At 46.9% G+C, this 17,256-nt stretch carries 16 protein-coding genes; 6 read left to right on the forward strand and 10 right to left on the reverse strand.

Annotated features, from left to right (window positions below; genetic code table 11):
- Positions 1 to 1,446: a protein adenylyltransferase SelO gene (locus Pcarn_RS20190; RefSeq protein WP_261836119.1), complete on the reverse strand. Its 1,446-nt coding sequence runs from the start codon at positions 1,444 to 1,446 to the stop codon at positions 1 to 3.
- Between the two features lie 12 nt (positions 1,447 to 1,458).
- Positions 1,459 to 3,051 (reverse strand): microcin C ABC transporter ATP-binding protein YejF, encoded by a 1,593-nt coding sequence (gene yejF, locus Pcarn_RS20195; protein ID WP_261836120.1) that lies wholly within the window; start codon positions 3,049 to 3,051, stop codon positions 1,459 to 1,461.
- 252 nt (positions 3,052 to 3,303) lie between these two features.
- Here yejF and Pcarn_RS20200 point away from each other — a divergent pair, with 252 nt between their 5' ends.
- Complete coding sequence (locus tag Pcarn_RS20200) at positions 3,304 to 3,546, forward strand: hypothetical protein (RefSeq protein WP_261836121.1); 243 nt, start codon at positions 3,304 to 3,306, stop codon at positions 3,544 to 3,546.
- 48 nt (positions 3,547 to 3,594) lie between these two features.
- Here Pcarn_RS20200 and Pcarn_RS20205 read toward each other — a convergent pair whose 3' ends face one another.
- The 3 genes from Pcarn_RS20205 to Pcarn_RS20215 form a co-directional block, all read right to left on the reverse strand.
- Positions 3,595 to 4,611 (reverse strand): ABC transporter permease, encoded by a 1,017-nt coding sequence (locus Pcarn_RS20205; RefSeq protein WP_261836122.1) that lies wholly within the window; start codon positions 4,609 to 4,611, stop codon positions 3,595 to 3,597.
- On the reverse strand, positions 4,611 to 5,702 hold the full coding sequence (locus Pcarn_RS20210) for a microcin C ABC transporter permease YejB (RefSeq protein WP_261836123.1): 1,092 nt from the start codon (positions 5,700 to 5,702) through the stop codon (positions 4,611 to 4,613). The genes Pcarn_RS20205 and Pcarn_RS20210 overlap by 1 nt, the downstream gene beginning before the upstream one ends.
- A 65-nt stretch (positions 5,703 to 5,767) precedes the next feature.
- Positions 5,768 to 7,570, reverse strand: coding sequence for an extracellular solute-binding protein (locus Pcarn_RS20215; RefSeq protein WP_261836124.1), 1,803 nt, complete (start codon positions 7,568 to 7,570; stop codon positions 5,768 to 5,770).
- Between the two features lie 295 nt (positions 7,571 to 7,865).
- On the opposite strand from Pcarn_RS20215, the gene Pcarn_RS20220 reads away from it, so the two are divergent.
- Positions 7,866 to 8,252 carry a nitrous oxide-stimulated promoter family protein gene (locus tag Pcarn_RS20220; protein ID WP_261837326.1) on the forward strand — a complete coding sequence of 129 codons (387 nt, stop codon included), beginning with the start codon at positions 7,866 to 7,868 and terminating at the stop codon, positions 8,250 to 8,252.
- Here Pcarn_RS20220 and Pcarn_RS20225 read toward each other — a convergent pair.
- Complete coding sequence (locus Pcarn_RS20225) at positions 8,245 to 9,639, reverse strand: DEAD/DEAH box helicase (RefSeq protein ID WP_261836125.1); 1,395 nt, start codon at positions 9,637 to 9,639, stop codon at positions 8,245 to 8,247. The two genes, Pcarn_RS20220 and Pcarn_RS20225, sit on opposite strands and share 8 nt — an antisense overlap.
- A gap of 148 nt (positions 9,640 to 9,787) precedes the next feature.
- Here Pcarn_RS20225 and Pcarn_RS20230 point away from each other — a divergent pair, with 148 nt between their 5' ends.
- Positions 9,788 to 10,693 (forward strand): histone deacetylase family protein, encoded by a 906-nt coding sequence (locus Pcarn_RS20230; protein ID WP_261836126.1) that lies wholly within the window; start codon positions 9,788 to 9,790, stop codon positions 10,691 to 10,693.
- Here Pcarn_RS20230 and Pcarn_RS20235 read toward each other — a convergent pair.
- Together Pcarn_RS20235 and Pcarn_RS20240 are read right to left on the reverse strand one after the other, a co-directional pair.
- Complete coding sequence (locus Pcarn_RS20235) at positions 10,674 to 11,387, reverse strand: phosphatase PAP2 family protein (RefSeq protein ID WP_261836127.1); 714 nt, start codon at positions 11,385 to 11,387, stop codon at positions 10,674 to 10,676. The genes Pcarn_RS20230 and Pcarn_RS20235 overlap by 20 nt on opposite strands.
- Before the next feature lie 77 nt (positions 11,388 to 11,464).
- Positions 11,465 to 12,847, reverse strand: a complete 1,383-nt coding sequence (locus Pcarn_RS20240; RefSeq protein ID WP_261836128.1) for an MATE family efflux transporter — start codon at positions 12,845 to 12,847, stop codon at positions 11,465 to 11,467.
- A 64-nt stretch (positions 12,848 to 12,911) separates the two neighbouring features.
- On the opposite strand from Pcarn_RS20240, the gene Pcarn_RS20245 reads away from it, so the two are divergent.
- The 3 genes from Pcarn_RS20245 to Pcarn_RS20255 are packed head-to-tail and all read left to right on the forward strand — an operon-like array spanning position 12,912 to position 15,690.
- Positions 12,912 to 13,799 (forward strand): helix-turn-helix transcriptional regulator, encoded by an 888-nt coding sequence (locus Pcarn_RS20245; protein ID WP_261836129.1) that lies wholly within the window; start codon positions 12,912 to 12,914, stop codon positions 13,797 to 13,799.
- Between the two features lies 1 nt (position 13,800).
- Complete coding sequence (locus tag Pcarn_RS20250) at positions 13,801 to 14,379, forward strand: acyl carrier protein phosphodiesterase (protein WP_261836130.1); 579 nt, start codon at positions 13,801 to 13,803, stop codon at positions 14,377 to 14,379.
- 33 nt (positions 14,380 to 14,412) lie between these two features.
- Positions 14,413 to 15,690 carry a DEAD/DEAH box helicase gene (locus Pcarn_RS20255; protein ID WP_261836131.1) on the forward strand — a complete coding sequence of 426 codons (1,278 nt, stop codon included), beginning with the start codon at positions 14,413 to 14,415 and terminating at the stop codon, positions 15,688 to 15,690.
- Between the two features lie 36 nt (positions 15,691 to 15,726).
- Here the strand turns inward: Pcarn_RS20255 and Pcarn_RS20260 are convergent, their stop codons facing one another.
- Positions 15,727 to 16,077, reverse strand: a complete 351-nt coding sequence (locus Pcarn_RS20260; RefSeq protein ID WP_261836132.1) for a DUF805 domain-containing protein — start codon at positions 16,075 to 16,077, stop codon at positions 15,727 to 15,729.
- A 165-nt stretch (positions 16,078 to 16,242) separates the two neighbouring features.
- The gene (gene ltaE, locus Pcarn_RS20265; RefSeq protein ID WP_261836133.1) at positions 16,243 to 17,247 is read right to left on the reverse strand and encodes a low-specificity L-threonine aldolase; all 1,005 of its coding nucleotides are present in this window, start codon (positions 17,245 to 17,247) and stop codon (positions 16,243 to 16,245) included.
- Positions 17,248 to 17,256 lie beyond the last annotated feature (9 nt).

Here is a 17,256-nt window from a genome sequence, read left to right on the forward strand (position 1 = left end):
CTAAGACGAGCAGCTCAAACAGATATTAACGCCGCCATCTCTAGCAGGTTTAGACCAATGCGAAGGTACTTGATGGCTCACAAAAGGATTAGCGAGTACCTTCATCCAGCGGTCTACAATCTCAAATCGACCCGACTCCACCTCATCAATAACCTCTTGTGCTAGGTGAGTTCTAAGAATGTACTTAGGGTTTACTGCGCACATGGCCGTGATGCGCGCTCTCTCATTCGGATAATCCAATTCCAATCTATGTTGATACTGCTTCATCCACTCTTGCCATTCAGGGTTTTGAAAGCTGGGTTCGGTAAACCATTCTCGGTAGGTCAATTCTGATAATCGCCTGTAGCTATGGTTATAGTCGAGCTTGAGTTTTTCCATAAGAGCTAACACATGATTAAGTTCGTCACTGTCGCCTTCTTTACTAGATATTAAGCCAAAGCGCTCTCTCATCAGCCCTGTATACTGAGCTTGAACTTCATCTACATAGCTTGCCAGTACGACTTCAATATCGTCTTTCTCTAACACAGAGGATAGGGCGTATCCCAATGCAGATAGATTCCAGTGCGCAATTCCAGGTTGCCTGTTAAAAGCATATCGACCCTCATAGTCTGTGTGATTACCCACAAAGTTTGGTTGATACTGTTCGATGAAGGCATACGGGCCGTAGTCGAAAGTTTGCCCAAGAATGCTCATGTTGTCCGTGTTCATCACCCCATGATAAAAGCCATACGCCTGCCAACCTGCGATCATCTTAGCCGTGCGCTTTACTACTTCTGACAAGAACAGCTTAAATCTATCTTTACGTCCTTTAAGTTTAGGAAAATGCCAATTGATAACATGGTCCATAAGAGGCTGAATCAGGTGTTGTTGCCCACTATAAAAAAGATATTCAAAATGACCGAAGCGGATATGGGTTGGAGCGATTCTTAATAGGGTTGCAGCGCGCTCCAGTTCTTCTCTGCGCACAGGTGTTTGAGAGCCCACAAGTGCAAGGGCTTGGGTGGTTTCTATGCCTAGGCCAGTCATGGCCGCACTAATCAAATATTCTCTGACAGATGAGCGGATAACTGCTCTGCCATCACCCATTCGAGAATATGGCGTTTGTCCGCTTCCTTTTAGATGCATGTCCCACTTTTGCGTAGAATCATCAACGAACTCTGCCAGAAGTAGGCCCCGTCCATCACCCAGGTCTGGATTGTATTGACCGAATTGATGCCCAGTGTATTTCATCGCCAATGGCTTCCACTGGGGAAGTGTGCGTTTGCCAGACAAGAGTTGAGCTAGTTGTTCTTCTTCTCCTAGGTCTACTCCCAATCGCATAGCTAGGTCGCTGTTGGCATGGATGAGATAAGGGGCGGTGATAGGAGTCGGGTTAACAAAGGAAGAGAGCGCAGGCCCCAACTCGGCATAACTGTGACAATAGTTAAGCTTGTGTAAGGGCTTCATTTTTTCGCTCCATTAAACCTGTGACAGGGTCACTAGCTGCTTGGTGTATTCTTGCTTTGGATTGGTAAACAGCTGTTCTGTTTCTCCAAATTCAACCACTTCACCTGCTTTAAGTACCATGGTTTGATGGCACAGGCTCCGCACTACATTTAGGTCGTGGCTGATAAACAGGTAGGTAAGATGATATTTTTGCTGAAGGCGTTTGAGTAAGTCTAACACCTGTGCCTGTACCGTACGGTCAAGGGAAGAAGTAGGCTCGTCCAACAAAATGAATTCTGGCTTAAGGATCAAAGCGCGTGCGATAGCGATACGTTGACGTTGCCCACCGGAAAACTCGTTTGGATACCTGTGTCGCGTTTCTGGGTCGAGTTCTACCTCATTCATAGCTTGGCAAATCTGCGAATCTATTTCTTGCTCACTCAGCTCTTGATGCACCCTCAAGCCTTCACCAATGATCTGAGCAACAGACATTCTAGGGTTCAAAGCGGAGAAGGGGTCTTGGAATACCACCTGCATTCTGGAGCGCAGTGGCAGCATCTTCTTTCTGTCAAAGTCTGTAATGCCTTGGCCGTCAAACTCAATATCTCCCTCACTGTGCACCAGTTTAAGAACCGCCATACCTGTAGTGGATTTACCGGACCCACTTTCACCCACTAGACCTAGCGAATGACCTCTTTTAAGGTCAAAGTTAACCCCAGTTACCGCTTTAACATGGTCGACCACGCGCTTGAAGATTCCGCCGTGGATAGGGAACCACACCTTGAGATTTTGCGTGTGGACTAGGGTAGGGTTGCTCTCTGGCACCTCTACAGGTGAGCCCGATGGGTCAGCCTCGATCAGCATCTTAGTATAAGGATGCTTGGGTGAGTGAAATACCTCTTGGCAATCACCAGTTTCAACCAGTTTACCTTCTTTCATTACCGCGACGCGATTGGCTATGCGCCTGACAATGCTGAGGTCATGGGTAATGAACAGCATGGCCATATGCAGTTCTTGTTGAAGCTCTTTTAGCAGATCCAAGATTTGCGCCTGAACCGATACATCTAGGGCAGTAGTAGGCTCGTCGGCAATAAGAAGTTCTGGCTCGTTGATCAGTGCAAGCGCTATCATTACTCGCTGACGCTCACCGCCTGAGAGTTCATGAGGGTAAGCGTTAATCTTCTGTTCTGGGTTACGAATGCCGACCTTATTTAACCAGGTCAGCGCAAGATCCTTGGCTTTATTTGCTCGAACACCTCGGTGTATCTCAACAGTCTCGACAAGTTGTCGGCCTATCTTGTGCAGCGGATTAAGAGAAACCATAGGCTCTTGGAAGATCATGCCTATGCGACCACCGCGCACGCCGCGCATTCTTCGTTCTGATAGGGTTAGAAGTTCATCGCCATCAAAATGAATAGACCCTGTCTCATACACAGCGCTTGCTTTAGGCAACAGCCTCAAGATGGAGTTAGCCGTTACAGATTTGCCAGAGCCACTTTCGCCTACCAGTGCTAGGGTCTCACCTTTGTGTACCGAAAGGCTCACATCATGGGTAACCCTTCTAGGGTTCTTTTTACCCCCGAAAGCGACGGATAGATTTTTGATCTCTATTAAGGGTGCTGTCATTCCTATTCCTTTGACAAACATCAAACACTAACAAAATCAGTGACTTGAATTTAATCGATTATGAGTGCTAAATCACGCTCAGATAAATGTATAAAAAACCAACTGTGCGATTGCTCTCATTTCTCAAATATTTTGTATCTTCTTCAACTATTTTTGGGTAAAGTTCAATTGTAGTATTAAATTACAAGGGCGGTGGCGTAATGATTTTCCCCCAATCAGCCGCCCCTTACCATCTAGCATTAGGAGGCGATAATGCCAAAGGACATCTATAAATCTGCTTATAGCCTTGTAAAAGAGGCTGAACTTCACCTTCAACTGGCTCAAAAATGCTTGAGCTCACTAGATGCGACTGTAAATGATGTGGTAAGCCAAGCAACATCGGCTATCGACAACATCTCAGGACAGAATGCAACTAGCTTGTCAGCGACTACCTCTTTAGCAAACGAACTAAAGCAATCGATTGAGGCGCTGAAATTAGAGCAAGTTAACGGCTAATTTCCCCTAAAATCTCTATTTTTGAAGAGGCGTCTAGCGCCTCTTTTTTTATCCCTGTGCGTGTGGGTCAAACGCATCACGCACCGCTTCACCGATAAATACAAGTAAGCTAAGCATCACGGACAACACTACGAACGCCGAGAAACCAAGCCAAGGTGCTTGCAGGTTCGCCTTACCCTGGGCCAAAAGCTCGCCCAATGATGGAGAGCCACTTGGCAAACCAAAACCAAGGAAGTCCAAAGAGGTCAGTGTGGTCACCGAGCCCGATAGAATAAACGGCAGCATGGTCAAGGTTGCAACCATGGCGTTAGGTAACATATGTCTGCCAATGATACGACTGTCACTCACCCCAAGCGCGTGGGCAGCTTTTACATAATCAAAGTTACGGCAGCGCAAGAATTCAGCGCGCACCACACCAACCAATCCCATCCAGCTAAATAGCACCATGATGCCAAGAAGCCACCAGAAATTGGGTTCGACAAAACTGGATAAAATGATCAGAAGGAACAGGGTAGGCATGCCGGACCACACCTCGATAAAGCGCTGACCAATAAGGTCTAATTTGCCACCATAGTAGCCTTGGGTTGCACCCACGATAACGCCAATGATGCTACTAATAATGGTAAGCACAAAGCCAAACAGTACTGATATTCGAAAGCCATAGATGATTCGACCAAGAACGTCTCGGCCTCTGTCATCCGTACCTAGCCAGTTTGTGTTGTCTGGAGCCGAAGGCGCAGGGCCCGGCAGGTTGTAGTTGATGGTGTCATAGCTAAAGCGAATTACTGGCCAAATCATGTAGCCCTTTTCTTCGATAAGCTCCTGAACATAAGGGTCGGTGTAGTCTGCCTCTGCCGCAAACTCGCCACCAAACTCCATTTCAGAATATTGCTTAGCAACAGGAAAGTACCAATCACCATCAAAGTTGACAAATAGTGGCTTGTCGTTTGCGACTAGCTCGGCAAATAAGCTGATGATAAAGAGCACTAAGAAGATCCACAGTGACCAAAAACCGCGTCGGTTTGCTTTAAAGCGCTGAATGCGCATCTGCATCATTGGGGTCATTATCGTGCCTCGAAGTCAATGCGTGGATCGATCCACGAGTAGGTGAGATCTGAGATGATGCTTAGGATGAGTCCAAGAAGCGTCATGATATAAAGAGAGCTAAACACGACAGGGTAATCTCGCTGTATGGTTGACTCAAAGCCAAGCAAACCTATGCCTTCTAGCGAGAACATCACCTCAATCAACATAGAACCAGTAAAGAATATAGAGATAAAGGCGCTTGGGAATCCGGCAATGATGATCAGCATGGCATTGCGGAACACGTGTTTATACAAGATGGAACGATCGTCTAAACCCTTCGCCCTTGCGGTAACCACATACTGCTTATTGATCTCATCGAGGAATGAGTTTTTAGTCAGCATGGTTAGGGTGGCGAATCCGCCGATCACCATGGCGCAGGTTGGTAGGGCGAGATGCCAGAAATAGTCACCGATTTTTTGATACCAGGTCAGTTCATCGAAGTTGCCGGAGACCAAACCGCGCAGAGGGAACCAGTCGAAATAGTTGCCACTGGCAAACAGTATGATAAGCACGATAGCAAACAGGAAGCCGGGAATGGCATATCCCACTATCACCAGAGCACTACTCCAGATATCAAACCTCGACCCATGATGTATCGCCTTTACAATGCCAAGGGGGATGGATATCAGATAAATGATGAGCGTACTCCATAACCCTAGGGAGATAGAGACAGGAAGTCTTTCTACTATGAGGTCGATTACATTGCCATCTTTAAACAGGCTCTCACCAAAATTAAAGGTGATGTAGTTGCCAAGCATTTCGAAGTATCGAACGTGCATAGGCTTATCGAAACCAAACTGCTTTTTGATCTCTTCGATGACTTCAGGGTCCATACCACGAGAGCCGCGATAGCCAGTGCTAGATGGCTCGCTATCACCGCCGCCAAGTTCTACTTCCTGACCACCACCGGTGAAGCGTTCCATCACGCCTGAATCCAGCCCCTGCATCTGAGCGATGGCTTGTTCAACCGGACCGCCAGGGGCAATCTGGATGACAAAGAAGTTGATGGTAATGATGGCCCACAGGGTAGGAATAACTAGTAGCAGGCGTCGAATAATATAGGCTGACATAGGCTCTAAAATGCTTCTCTCAAGAGTGTCAGCCCCGCAACGGCGGGGCAGTTATCAGTATGTAATTAGCGACGTTTCGCAGGTAGCTTTTTCGCTTTCTCTGTGTCGATCCACCAAGTATCGACGCCTAGGTCAAACTCAGGGCGAGTCTCTGGTCTAGCGAATTTATCCCAAGTCGCCACGCGGAACATGCTGCTGTGCCATGCAGGAATTGCGAAGAAGTTCCATGTCAGTACCCGGTCAAACGCAGGCCCTAATGCCTTGAGGAGCTCTGGGTCTTGCTGATGCTCATCGATCTGCTCGGTTAGATAATCGATAGCTTTGTCGCGCACACCCGCTTGGTTGTAGGTGCTGTCGATATAGTTGCTGTTCCAAACGATCTTAAGGTTCGGACTAGGGTAAGCATTGGCTGAATAAGAGCGGAACACCATATCGTAGTCACGTTCGTGCCAGCGTTTAAGATACTGGGTCGTATCTACGGTGCGGATCTTCATATCGATTCCCATGCGGCTCAGATTTTTCTTTAGTGGCTCGGCGATACGTTCTGTGGTCGGGCTGAATACCAAAAGCTCAAACTCAAATGGTTTGCCGTCCTTAGTAAGCTTACCGTTTTGGGTTTCCCAACCTGCTTCTTTAAGAATGCCAAGGGCGGTACGCATTTGTGAGCGGATACGACCTGAACCATCTGACTTTGGTGGCTGATAGGCTTCACCAAATGCTCGCTCTGGAATCTGGCCTTTTAATGGCTCCAGTATCTTAAGCTCCGCCTCGCTTGGCATGCCTTTGGCTTGATATTCTGTGTTCTGGAAGTAACTGCTGGTGCGTTGATACTGCTGGTAGAACATGTTGCGGTTCATCCATTCGAAATCCAACGCGTAGGTGAGTGCTTCACGTACCCTAATGTCTTTAAAAATCTCACTTTCAGTATTGAAGATGAAGCCCTGCATGCTTTGCGGGATCTCATGAGGGATCTCTTCTTTCAGGATATAGCCTTTATCAAAGTTGGTGCCGGTGTAGGCGGTTGCCCAGAACTTGGCCGTGCCTTCTTCGCGAAGGTCATATTCGCCTGCCTTGAACGCCTCGAGCATAACCGTATCGTCGCGATAGTAATCATAGGTGATGGTATCGAAGTTATTACGGCCTATGTTTACTGGCAGGTTTTCCGCCCAGTAATCTTTGTTGCGGGTATAGGTGATGCTTTGTCCCGCCTTAAAGGAAGAAATTTGATACGCACCGCTACCCACAGGTGGTTGTGATAAGGGTTGGCTTAGGTCTTTGTCTTTCCAGAAATGCTCGGGAAGGACTGCCATACCTTGAACTAATGCAAACAGCACGTCTTTGTCAGGCTTAGCCATATCGATACGTACGGTTTTATCATTCAGGGCTTTCACCGACTTGATGTCTTTGAAGTAGGTGCGGTACTGAGGCACGCCTTGGTCGAGGAATTTCTGGAAGGTGAACTCTACATCTTTTGCAGTAATGGCCACGCCGTCTGAGAATTTGGCCTTTGGATTGATGTCCACTTCCATCCAAGAATAGTCGTCAGGATAGCGAACCTTTTCTGCGATAAGGGCATAAGAGGTGTTCATCTCATCACTAGGAGAGAACATCAGCGTATCGTAGATTTCACCTGTACGAGCACCTGGTTTGCCGCGAGAACCATAACGGTTGAAGCTATCAAAGGTACCGATAGCGCCATAGGTCACGCTACCGCCTTTAGGGGCGTTAGGGTTTACATAGTCCAGATGTTCAAAGCCATTGGGGTGTTTGGCCTCACCAAAGCCGACAAGGTAGGTGGCTTCGGTTACCTCGGCGCACGCCCATGATGAGAAGATCATAGCGGACGCCAGCAAAGTCCTTTTTAGCATTTTACTCTCCATTCCCTAAAACAGCTTGTACTCTGTCTATCAAAGTCGTTGATCAAATTACGTGGAATTAAATCCCATCTTATCGAATTTGTGTGTAACTGTTTGAGTATAGACAAATTTTTGTGTGCTGAGTTTCGAGTTTTTTTCGAGAAGAGTAAGCAAATGTCTTGATTGATGAATTTATAAACAGAACGGTTATCTGTCGCATGGGTTGCGTTAAATAGAGATCTTTTTTACTTATTGTTATAAAGTAAATGCACCTTTAAGGGAGGAGCGAATGAGACAAGCAAATTCTATCTCTAAAATCCTACAGGGCGAGCTACTGACTGAGTTTAAAACGGTGAGTGCCATGATAGAGATCTACTGCCGACATCATCACGGAATGATCAAGGGTCTGTGCCCTGAGTGCTGTGAACTGAAAGAGTATGCTGAGACTAAACTAGACAGATGTGTGTTTGGTCAGGAGAAGCCTACCTGTAATACCTGCCCGGTACACTGCTATAAACCTGAGCCAAAAGAGCAGATGCGAGCGGTAATGCGATTTAGCGGACCTAGAATGCTGCTTAAGCATCCTTTATTAGCTATTCGGCACCTGCGCCACGAAAAGCGACAGGTACCTGAATTGCCTAAGCAGAACGTCTCAAATCGTTATCTGAGACGCCAAAAAACGACTATTAACTAGCCTTTGCTGAACCGGCACGTTGCGGGCGGCGCTTAGGCTTAGAGCTAGGTTTGTTGCTGCTCGGTTTCTTACTGTTGTTGCTTTGACCACCGCCTGGTTTAGTAGAATGGCGTTTGTTCTTATTTGCAGGTTTATGCCCTGACGCATTTTCACCGGAACGCTGGCCATCTTTATGACCCACCTTAGGCTTCTTAGGTTTTTTCGGCTTCTTAGGTTTGATAGGTCGGGTATCCAGTTTTGATTCCGGCACTGGATTTACTGGTTTATGGCCTTCCATTTCGTGTCTATCAAGAACCTTACCAATCAAGCGCTCGATAGCAAACAGCTCTTTTGCCTCATCTGAGCACACAAGAGAGTAGGCTTTACCCGTTTCTCCCGCGCGACCTGTACGACCAATGCGGTGTACATAGTCTTCTGAGACATGTGGCAGGTCGAAGTTAACCACTTGCGGTAATTGAGGTATGTCTAGACCACGGGCAGCAATATCGGTTGCCACTAGCACGCGAATCTTACCGCTTTTGAACTCTTCCAACGCCTTAGTACGAGCACCTTGGCTTTTATTACCGTGGATTGGCAAAGCTGTGATCTTTTGTCCTTCCAAAAAGCGAGCCAGTCGGTTTGCGCCATGCTTAGTCTTACTAAACACCAACACCTGCTGCCAATCCCCTTGGGTGATTAGCTTGGCTAGGATCGCAGACTTTTGCTTCTTGTCAGAAACATAGATGCTTTGCTCAACAAGCTTAGTGGTTGAGTTTGGCGGGTTTACCGAGATCTCAACAGGGTTGTTTACCAAGTCTCTTGCCAACTCGCGAATTTCAGGAGAGAAGGTGGCAGAGAAAAGCAGGTTTTGTCTCTCTTCAGGCAGTAGCGCTAAAACTTTCTTGATGTCACGAATGAAGCCCATGTCCAACATACGGTCGGCTTCATCAAGAACCAATACTTCAAGTTGGTCAAACTTAACTGCGTTTTGGTTGTATAGATCAAGAAGACGACCAGGTGTTGCCACCAATACATCGCAGCCACGGCGCAATTTCATCATTTGAGGATTGATCTTTACGCCACCGAATACCACGTTGGAAGTGGTTTGTAGGTGGATACCGTATTTCTCAACGCTGTCGTGAACCTGAGCCGCAAGCTCGCGCGTTGGAGTTAATACCAGCGCTCGTACGTGATTGCTCTTTGGTCTTGGACCCGTACTTAACCTTTCTAGTAGTGGCAGAGTGAAACCTGCCGTTTTGCCTGTGCCGGTTTGTGCCGCCGCCATAACGTCTTTACCGTCGATAATCGCAGGGATGGCTTTCTCCTGAATTGGAGAGGCTTTGGTATAACCTAAGTCTTCAATTGCTCGAAGAATAGGGAGGGAAAGGCCAAGGGAGTCAAAGCTCATAGATGTTCTACTTTTTAGTGGAGGGTTACTAGAGCCTAGTCGAAGTGTTTCAATTAAGCGTGCTAGCGAATAAGGGGCGACATTTTGCTTCCTTTCACCGCAGACATCAATAAGAATGTGATCAGACAACCATAATGCTAAGCCTCGAATGCTACCTCTTATCTATCATCCTATCTATTCTGAGCTTCCTTTGCCCAAGGGACATCGTTATCCGATCATGAAATATCGCCTTCTATTTGAGGCAATAAAAAGTGATTTGGACTCGACAAAAGTAGAGTTTGTAGAGCCTGCAGCCCTAACCTTGGATGATATAAAGAAAAGCCACAGCAGTGACTATGTAGAGGCGTTGGCTAGCGGGCAACTACCTGCACCAAAGATGCGTCGTATTGGCTTTCCTTGGAGTGAGTCATTAATCGAGCGAACCCTTACTTCTACGGGTGGGACGGTAGAGACGGCATTGCAAGCAATAGACAAAGGCGTTGCCATACACCTTAGTGGTGGTTATCACCATGCTCATCATGATTTTGGTAGCGGCTTTTGTCTATTTAACGACCTTGCGATTGCTGCGCATAAGGCGCTAGAGCATGCTGATGTGGATAAGGTGCTGATCATTGATAGCGATGTGCATCAAGGCGATGGCACGGCCACCATTTGCTCTGGTAATCCCGATATCATTACTCTTTCTTTCCATTGCGATAAGAATTTTCCGGCGAGAAAACCCAGCTCTGATTTGGATATAGAGTTTGCCCGTGAGACTCAAGATGAAGAATTTATGCAATCCTTCACTTCTGTGGTTGAACTGGCTATCTCATTGCATCAGCCAGATATGATTATCTATGATGCGGGGGTCGATATCCATGTCGATGATGAGCTTGGTTATTTGAATATCTCGACGCAGGGGATCTATCAACGAGATTGTTTTATGTTCTCGTTAGCCAAGCGTAAACAGATCCCCATTGCTGCGGTTGTGGGAGGTGGGTACCGTTCTAATCACAGCGATTTGGTTCCCATCCATATGCAGCTGATACGTGCTGCTATCGATACTTGGGAATAGGTATTAGTAGATAGAGAAGAGCTACAAATGCCATGGAACCAAACAGATCCTCTGGTCTATGCATGCCAAGCCAGAGCCTGCTATAGGCAACTCCTAAAGCCCAAACAAGCAAAATTCCAGTTACCGCGTAACGTTTTTGGCTAAGCGCCAGTCCACCAAAGAAGACCAAGCAAGCGGCTACAAACACAGTGTGGCCGGATGGGAAGGAGTAGTCGGTTTCGTGTAACCAGTGTCCAATTCGATAGTGAGAGACGTACTCAGCCGCCGTTTGTACTAGCGTGTCTTGGGTAGACTCGGCATAGCTATAAAATTGCTGTGGTGTATCGATAAGCTTTAGTTGCACTAACGCTTCTGTGTATGGACGAGGGCTTTGAGTAAGGTGTTTCAGGCCAGTTTTACCGGCAAAGCAAAGGACCAACAATACACCAAAGCCAATACCTACCTTGATGAACTGTTTTTTGTCCGTTGAAGCGAGTAGCAATCCCAACATCAAAATAGCGAGTGTAATCAAAAAGCCCTGGCTGCCGGCGGAATAGGTAAGGTAGGTGAGTAGACTACCCGTGAAGTCCGAAGGCGTTGATAACAGGTCAAATGGACCTGAGATTAGTGAGATCAGGCTAATGCCCAGAGCCATGATGGCGAGAATGATAAAACCGTGGCGTTTGGTGTTGAGATAAGAGATAAGATTGGACACTAAGATTTCCGAGAAGGCAAAACCCACAGTCTAGCGAAAGCGAGAATGCAGGTCATGCCTCAATCTTATTTTTCCATTTATGCAGGGCTCAAGGTTAGGTTCTTCACCCAGATACGTTTTTGGAAACGCTTAAAGCACAGGCCAAACTTCACAATCTCTTCGGTCAGCATTAGCGCATACACATATTCAAACGGCAGATTGAAGATGTAAGCGCCGATCGCCAAACATGGAATACCCACCATCCACATGGCGATAAAGTCCATGCGCAGGCAGAAGCTGTTTTCACCGCCAGCACGAAGGATTCCCACGATGATCACCATGTTGAGCATTCGAATGCCAAGAAGCACGGTGAACACAGACATAGCTGGTGCTGCTAATTCATAAAGCTCAGGCGAGGTCAGATTGAGACCGCCAAGTATGCTTTCCTTGAATATATACACGGCTATCGCAAGTACGATTGAACATCCAAATATCGCCTTAATAAACCAGTTTGCCATGGATTCAGCTTGTGCGAACTCGTCATTGCCTAAAGATTGACCGATCATGACCGAGCATGCGACAGCGATACCAAAGAAGGCAGAATAGCAAAGCCCTTCGAATGGTCCCATCATGCTGAAAACGGCAAGTTCGGTTGTACCCATATGACCAAAAATCACCTGATAAGTCAGAGTACCAAATGCCCACAAAATAGTGTTGGCGGTAGATGGGATCGCTAGCTTTTTAAACGAGCGTGCCAGTCTGCTTGGATCGGGTAATAGGCTTGCTCGGATAGTCCAGTGGTTCATCTTGTAAAGTACATAGCCTATGGCTACCACTTGGAATACACGAGCGATGGTGGTTGCAAGTGCGGCGCCAGCCACTCCCATAGCCTCAACGCCAAGTCCACCTTTGATCAACCAGAAGTTTAGGCCGATATTAAGGAACACAGTCAAACTGCCGAGAATCAGCGGTAGCATGGCGTTACCGGAACTACGCAGGCTAGATTCAGCAACAATAATCCAGTGCGTCAGCGTGAGCACAGGGATGCTATACCAAAGATACGTAGAACCAAGACGAATTACTTCAGCATCTGAGGTTTGTAGCAGCATGATGATCTCAGAGCCCAGGGTTATCGCTAGGGTTAACGGTATCATCAGCCAAGTGCCGTATTTCATCGCAAGCTTGGTAACGGTTTTGGCTGAGTCAGCATCACGTCGTCCCCAATACTGCGCAACCAAAATACCGTTGGCACTGGCGATACCTGCTGAGATCATGATGATCACAAAGTGCCATTTAGTTGCGATACCCACAGATGCGGTCGCTTCTTTACCAAAATCACTCACCATGAGCACGTCGGCCAACTGCAAAAGAGCAACTAGCGCACTTTGAATGGCAACAGGCAGGGCAAGACGGGTAACTTTATTGAAAAAGCCGTCAGGGATTATATTTGTCTTAGATTCATTTATATTTTGACTCGTCATACCTACCTCCATAAAAATAAGTGCTTATGAGCGGGTATGTTATTCATCTACTAGGCTATTTGGCATGTTAGAAGTCAGACAAAAGCTGTGCAAATCTGTCATGCAACAGTTTGCACCTAAAAATGAGTGGTCAGACAAGGTATTTCTGAGTCCGGAATGCAAAGAGCGCTTTCTGACGAACTCTGATATCCCAGAGTTATCGGAGAGCTGTTATTTTATGGCTGGATTGGCTGAGCTTGAGAACGGCTACGAGATCGAACGTGAAGGGGTGATGGTGCATACCTTACTGATCACCCTAGAAGGTCGTGGCATGTTGACCACTGCAAATTACGTGAAAGAGTTGGAGCCCTATTCAATGGCTGTGCTTCCAGCGCATATGCCGCACAGGTTTGAACTGCATCCAGAAGACAGCCGCTGGAAAATGGTATGGATCCTTCTAGAAACCGTGCCTAAATGGGACAACCTTATCTCTAACGGCCAAGCGGTACTGCCGTTTCAATCTAGCGAACAGATCTGGTCTTTAATGAACCTGCTTCACCTAGAGGTAGACGGACGCCCGAGTTATCGAAGGCTTCTTATTAGTGAGGTAAGTCGAATCTTGGCCGGCTTCGAGCCTAAGCCTTTTAGCTCATCCATTCGTGTGCAAACCTTGTTTAATGAAATCGAATCACAGCTGCACTTAAATTGGACAGTCGCATACATTGCAGAGCGCTGTTTCTTGAGCCAAGAGCAACTTAATCGGGTGTGCAAATCTTTGTATGGTGTCTCTCCAAGAAAGAGACTGATAGAACTTCGCATGGAAAAAGCGGTGGATCTATTAAAATATGAAGATTGGAGTGTGGGTCTAATAGCTCAGCGTCTTGGCTATCACGACCCTTACAATTTCACTCATAGATTTAGCAAGCACTTTGGCTGCTCTCCAAGAGAGTATCGAAAGCGCAGTAGGGAATAGTATGAACTTCTTGGCGCATCTGCATATCGCGGATGTCAGTAATACTAGCTTGGTGGGAAACCTGCTGGGGGACTTTGTAAGAGGTGACCCAACGGGCAAGTACCAAGAGGATTGGGTTGAAGGTATTCGAATCCACCGCTTTGTGGATAGCTATACCGATAACCACCCAGACATCAAAGCGATCCTTCCTCTATTTGGACAGCAGCGACGCTTTGCTCCAATCGCGTTGGATGTGCACTGGGACCATTGTCTAATCACGCACTGGGATAGATTTCATTCCAAGGGCTTTAAGCAGTTTTGTCGTAGTGTAAGCTCCCACACTCATCCTAAGCATGTCTCTGGTGATCTTCCTGAGCGCTATTCTAGGGTGGTGTCTTCTATGTGGGATGGAGAGTGGTTCGAGTCCTATCGCGACATGGACAACATCGGCTATGCGCTGATGCGTATGTCTAAACGCTCACCAAGAATGGCACCTTTGGCCCTCTGCCATCAACATCTTGTTGAACACTATGACGAGTTGGAACAGGTCTTTTTGCGCTTTTATCCAGAACTCATCGAAGCTGTGTCTAAAATCAAGTAAACTTGCGCCAATTCTAATGATTACATTCTGATAATGACTGATTCTTCTTTTGCAAAACTGGGTGTAGCGGAGCAATTCGTTACAACACTAACTAACCTGCATATTACCGAGCCAACTCCTGTACAACACGAAGCGATTCCATTTGTACTTGAAGGGCGAGACGTATTGGCGGCAGCGCAAACGGGCACGGGTAAAACCATTGCTTTTGGTTTGCCGATTTTGCAAAAGTTGAGTGAACAACCATCTAAGCCAGTAAACCCTCAAACACCTTGCGAGATCCGCGCCTTGGTTTTGGTGCCTACGCGTGAGCTTGCTCAGCAAGTGTTTACAGCAATCACTCAATATGGGGAATCTACTGAGCTAAAGGTAGGCGTGGTATATGGCGGTACCAGCTTTGGTGTTCAGGCAGAAATGCTGACTAAGGGCTGTGATGTATTGATTGCCACACCGGGTCGCCTGCTGGATCATCTGTTTAATAAGACGCTCCGTCTCGATACGGTTCAAACCCTAGTGCTCGATGAAGCTGACCGCATGCTAGATATGGGCTTTATGCCGGATATCAAACGCATTATGAACAAGCTCAGCAAAGAAAAACAGACCCTGTTTTTCTCTGCAACCTTCAACAAGGGCATCAAGAATCTGGCTTACAAGATCTTGAATACGCCGGTTGAAGTTGAGGTATCACCTGCGAACTCTACAGCTGATAGTGTTGAGCAGATAGTGTATCCGGTGGATAAAAAGCGTAAGCGTGAGCTGCTCTCTTATCTTATCGGTTCTAAGAACTGGCAACAGGTTTTAGTGTTCTGCCGCACAAAAGAGGGGGCTGAGGCACTTTCTAAAGAACTGAAACTGGATGGTATCCAAGCCGTTTCAATGCACGGTGACAAGAGCCAAGGTGCTCGTACTCGTGCCCTTGAAGATTTCAAATCCGGTAAGGCCCGCGCCATGATTGCAACTGACGTTGCAGCTCGGGGTATCGACATTAAAGAGCTAGAACACGTAGTGAACTTCGATATGCCATTTAAGGCAGAAGATTATGTGCACCGCATTGGACGAAGTGGGCGAGCGGGTCATAAAGGTCATGCGGTTTCTTTGATGAGTCACGACGAAGAATATCTGCTTAAAGCTATTGAGCGATTGCTAGACAAGAAGCTTCCTCAAGAGTGGCTAGAAGGCTATGAGCCAAGCCCAATTGAGAACGTAATTGATGAACCTTCAGGTCGTCGCGGTCGAAGCCGTGCTTCTGAGAAGCGGAAGATGAAGGCTAAGCTGGGTATTCATAAGAATCGTGGTAAAGCGCACAGGAAATAACAAAAAACCTCGGATGTTCATTCCGAGGTTTTCTGTTTAGGTGGCTTTGGCACCAAAACGATTCTCGCCATCTGTGCCTTTAAAACAGCCCAGGTAAACCATCAGCGCTCCAGAACCCAGATAAGGAATAAGGTTGAGAATTACCCACCAACCTTTTTTATCTAGATCATGCAGGCGTTTTACCTGAATGGCTAGAGACCACCATAGCATCAAGATACTGATTACAAACACGGCTATGGTTCCACCTGTGGATGCGTTCGCTGGGTCGTGATTACTGAAATCACCGTGTAGGCCAAATCGCATAGCGAGTATCAGGATGATGTTGAATACCCACATAGACCAATAGACTCTGCGTGTGGTACGTCCCTTAAAAGAGAAAATGTTCATAGATGAAACCGCTGATTTAGAATGCTTGAGAGGGCAGTTATAGCATTTTCGGTTTGCTGGATGGGGTGCTGAAGATAAGGTTTCAGTTACGCTAGATTAGAACCAAAAAAGGTCTAGCTGTAATGGCTAGACCTTTAACAGATACTTGTAATGCTTAGTCTTTGTTTAAAGCAGTGCTTTTAATTTCTCAACAAACACATCAATATCTGATTCGCTGATGTCCTTGTGCGTTACAAATCGCACAGGATTGCTTGGCGACATCAAGATGCCATCTTTCTCAAGCTTCTTCGCGATATTATCAATATCTACAGTCTCATCCAGCTTAGCAAACACGATATTGGTTTGAATAAAATCTGGATTAACCGAGAAACCAGGTAGCTCAGCGAGTGCAATAGCGAGTTTCTTCGCATTATCGTGATCCTCTTTCAGGCGTTTGGTTTGCTCTGTTAGCGCTAGCATGCCTGCCGCGCCTAAGACACCTGCTTGACGCATGGCACCACCCACCATCTTGCGTAGGCGGCGTGCTTTTTCAATGGTTTCTTTGTCGCCGAGAAGCAGTGAACCCACAGGAGCACAAAGACCTTTTGATAGACATATAGTCATGGTGTCGAAGTGTTTAGCAATCTCGGTAATATCTACATCCAACGCAACCGCTGCGTTATAAACACGAGCGCCGTCTAGGTGGAGTTTAAGACCGTGTTTGTTTACAAACTCTCGAGCCTCGGCAAGGTATTCAAGTGGAAGTACTTTGCCATTGATGGTGTTTTCAAGACTAAGAAGCTTAGTGCGAGCGAAGTGAAAATCGTCTGGCTTAATAGCCGCTTCAAGCTTTTTAAAGCAAAGCGTACCGTCAGGTTCGTTCATGATCGGTTGTGGTTGAATAGAGCCAAGAACCGCAGCACCGCCAGCCTCATAGCGATAGTTGTGTGCTTGTTGGCCGCATAGATATTCGTCACCGCGTTCGCAGTGAGCCATAAGACCAAGAAGGTTTGCCTGAGTGCCTGAAGAGGTAAATAGCGCCGCTTCAAAACCGTGCCGCTCTGCTGCCCAGTTTTCTAGTTTGTTGATGGTTGGGTCATCACCATAAACATCGTCACCGACAGGGGCATTTGCCATAGCGTCACGCATTTCTGGAGTGGGTAGGGTAACGGTGTCTGAACGAAAATCCATTTTACTTCC

The organism is Vibrio ishigakensis (assembly GCF_024347675.1).
Classification (GTDB): Bacteria; Pseudomonadota; Gammaproteobacteria; order Enterobacterales; family Vibrionaceae; genus Vibrio; species Vibrio ishigakensis.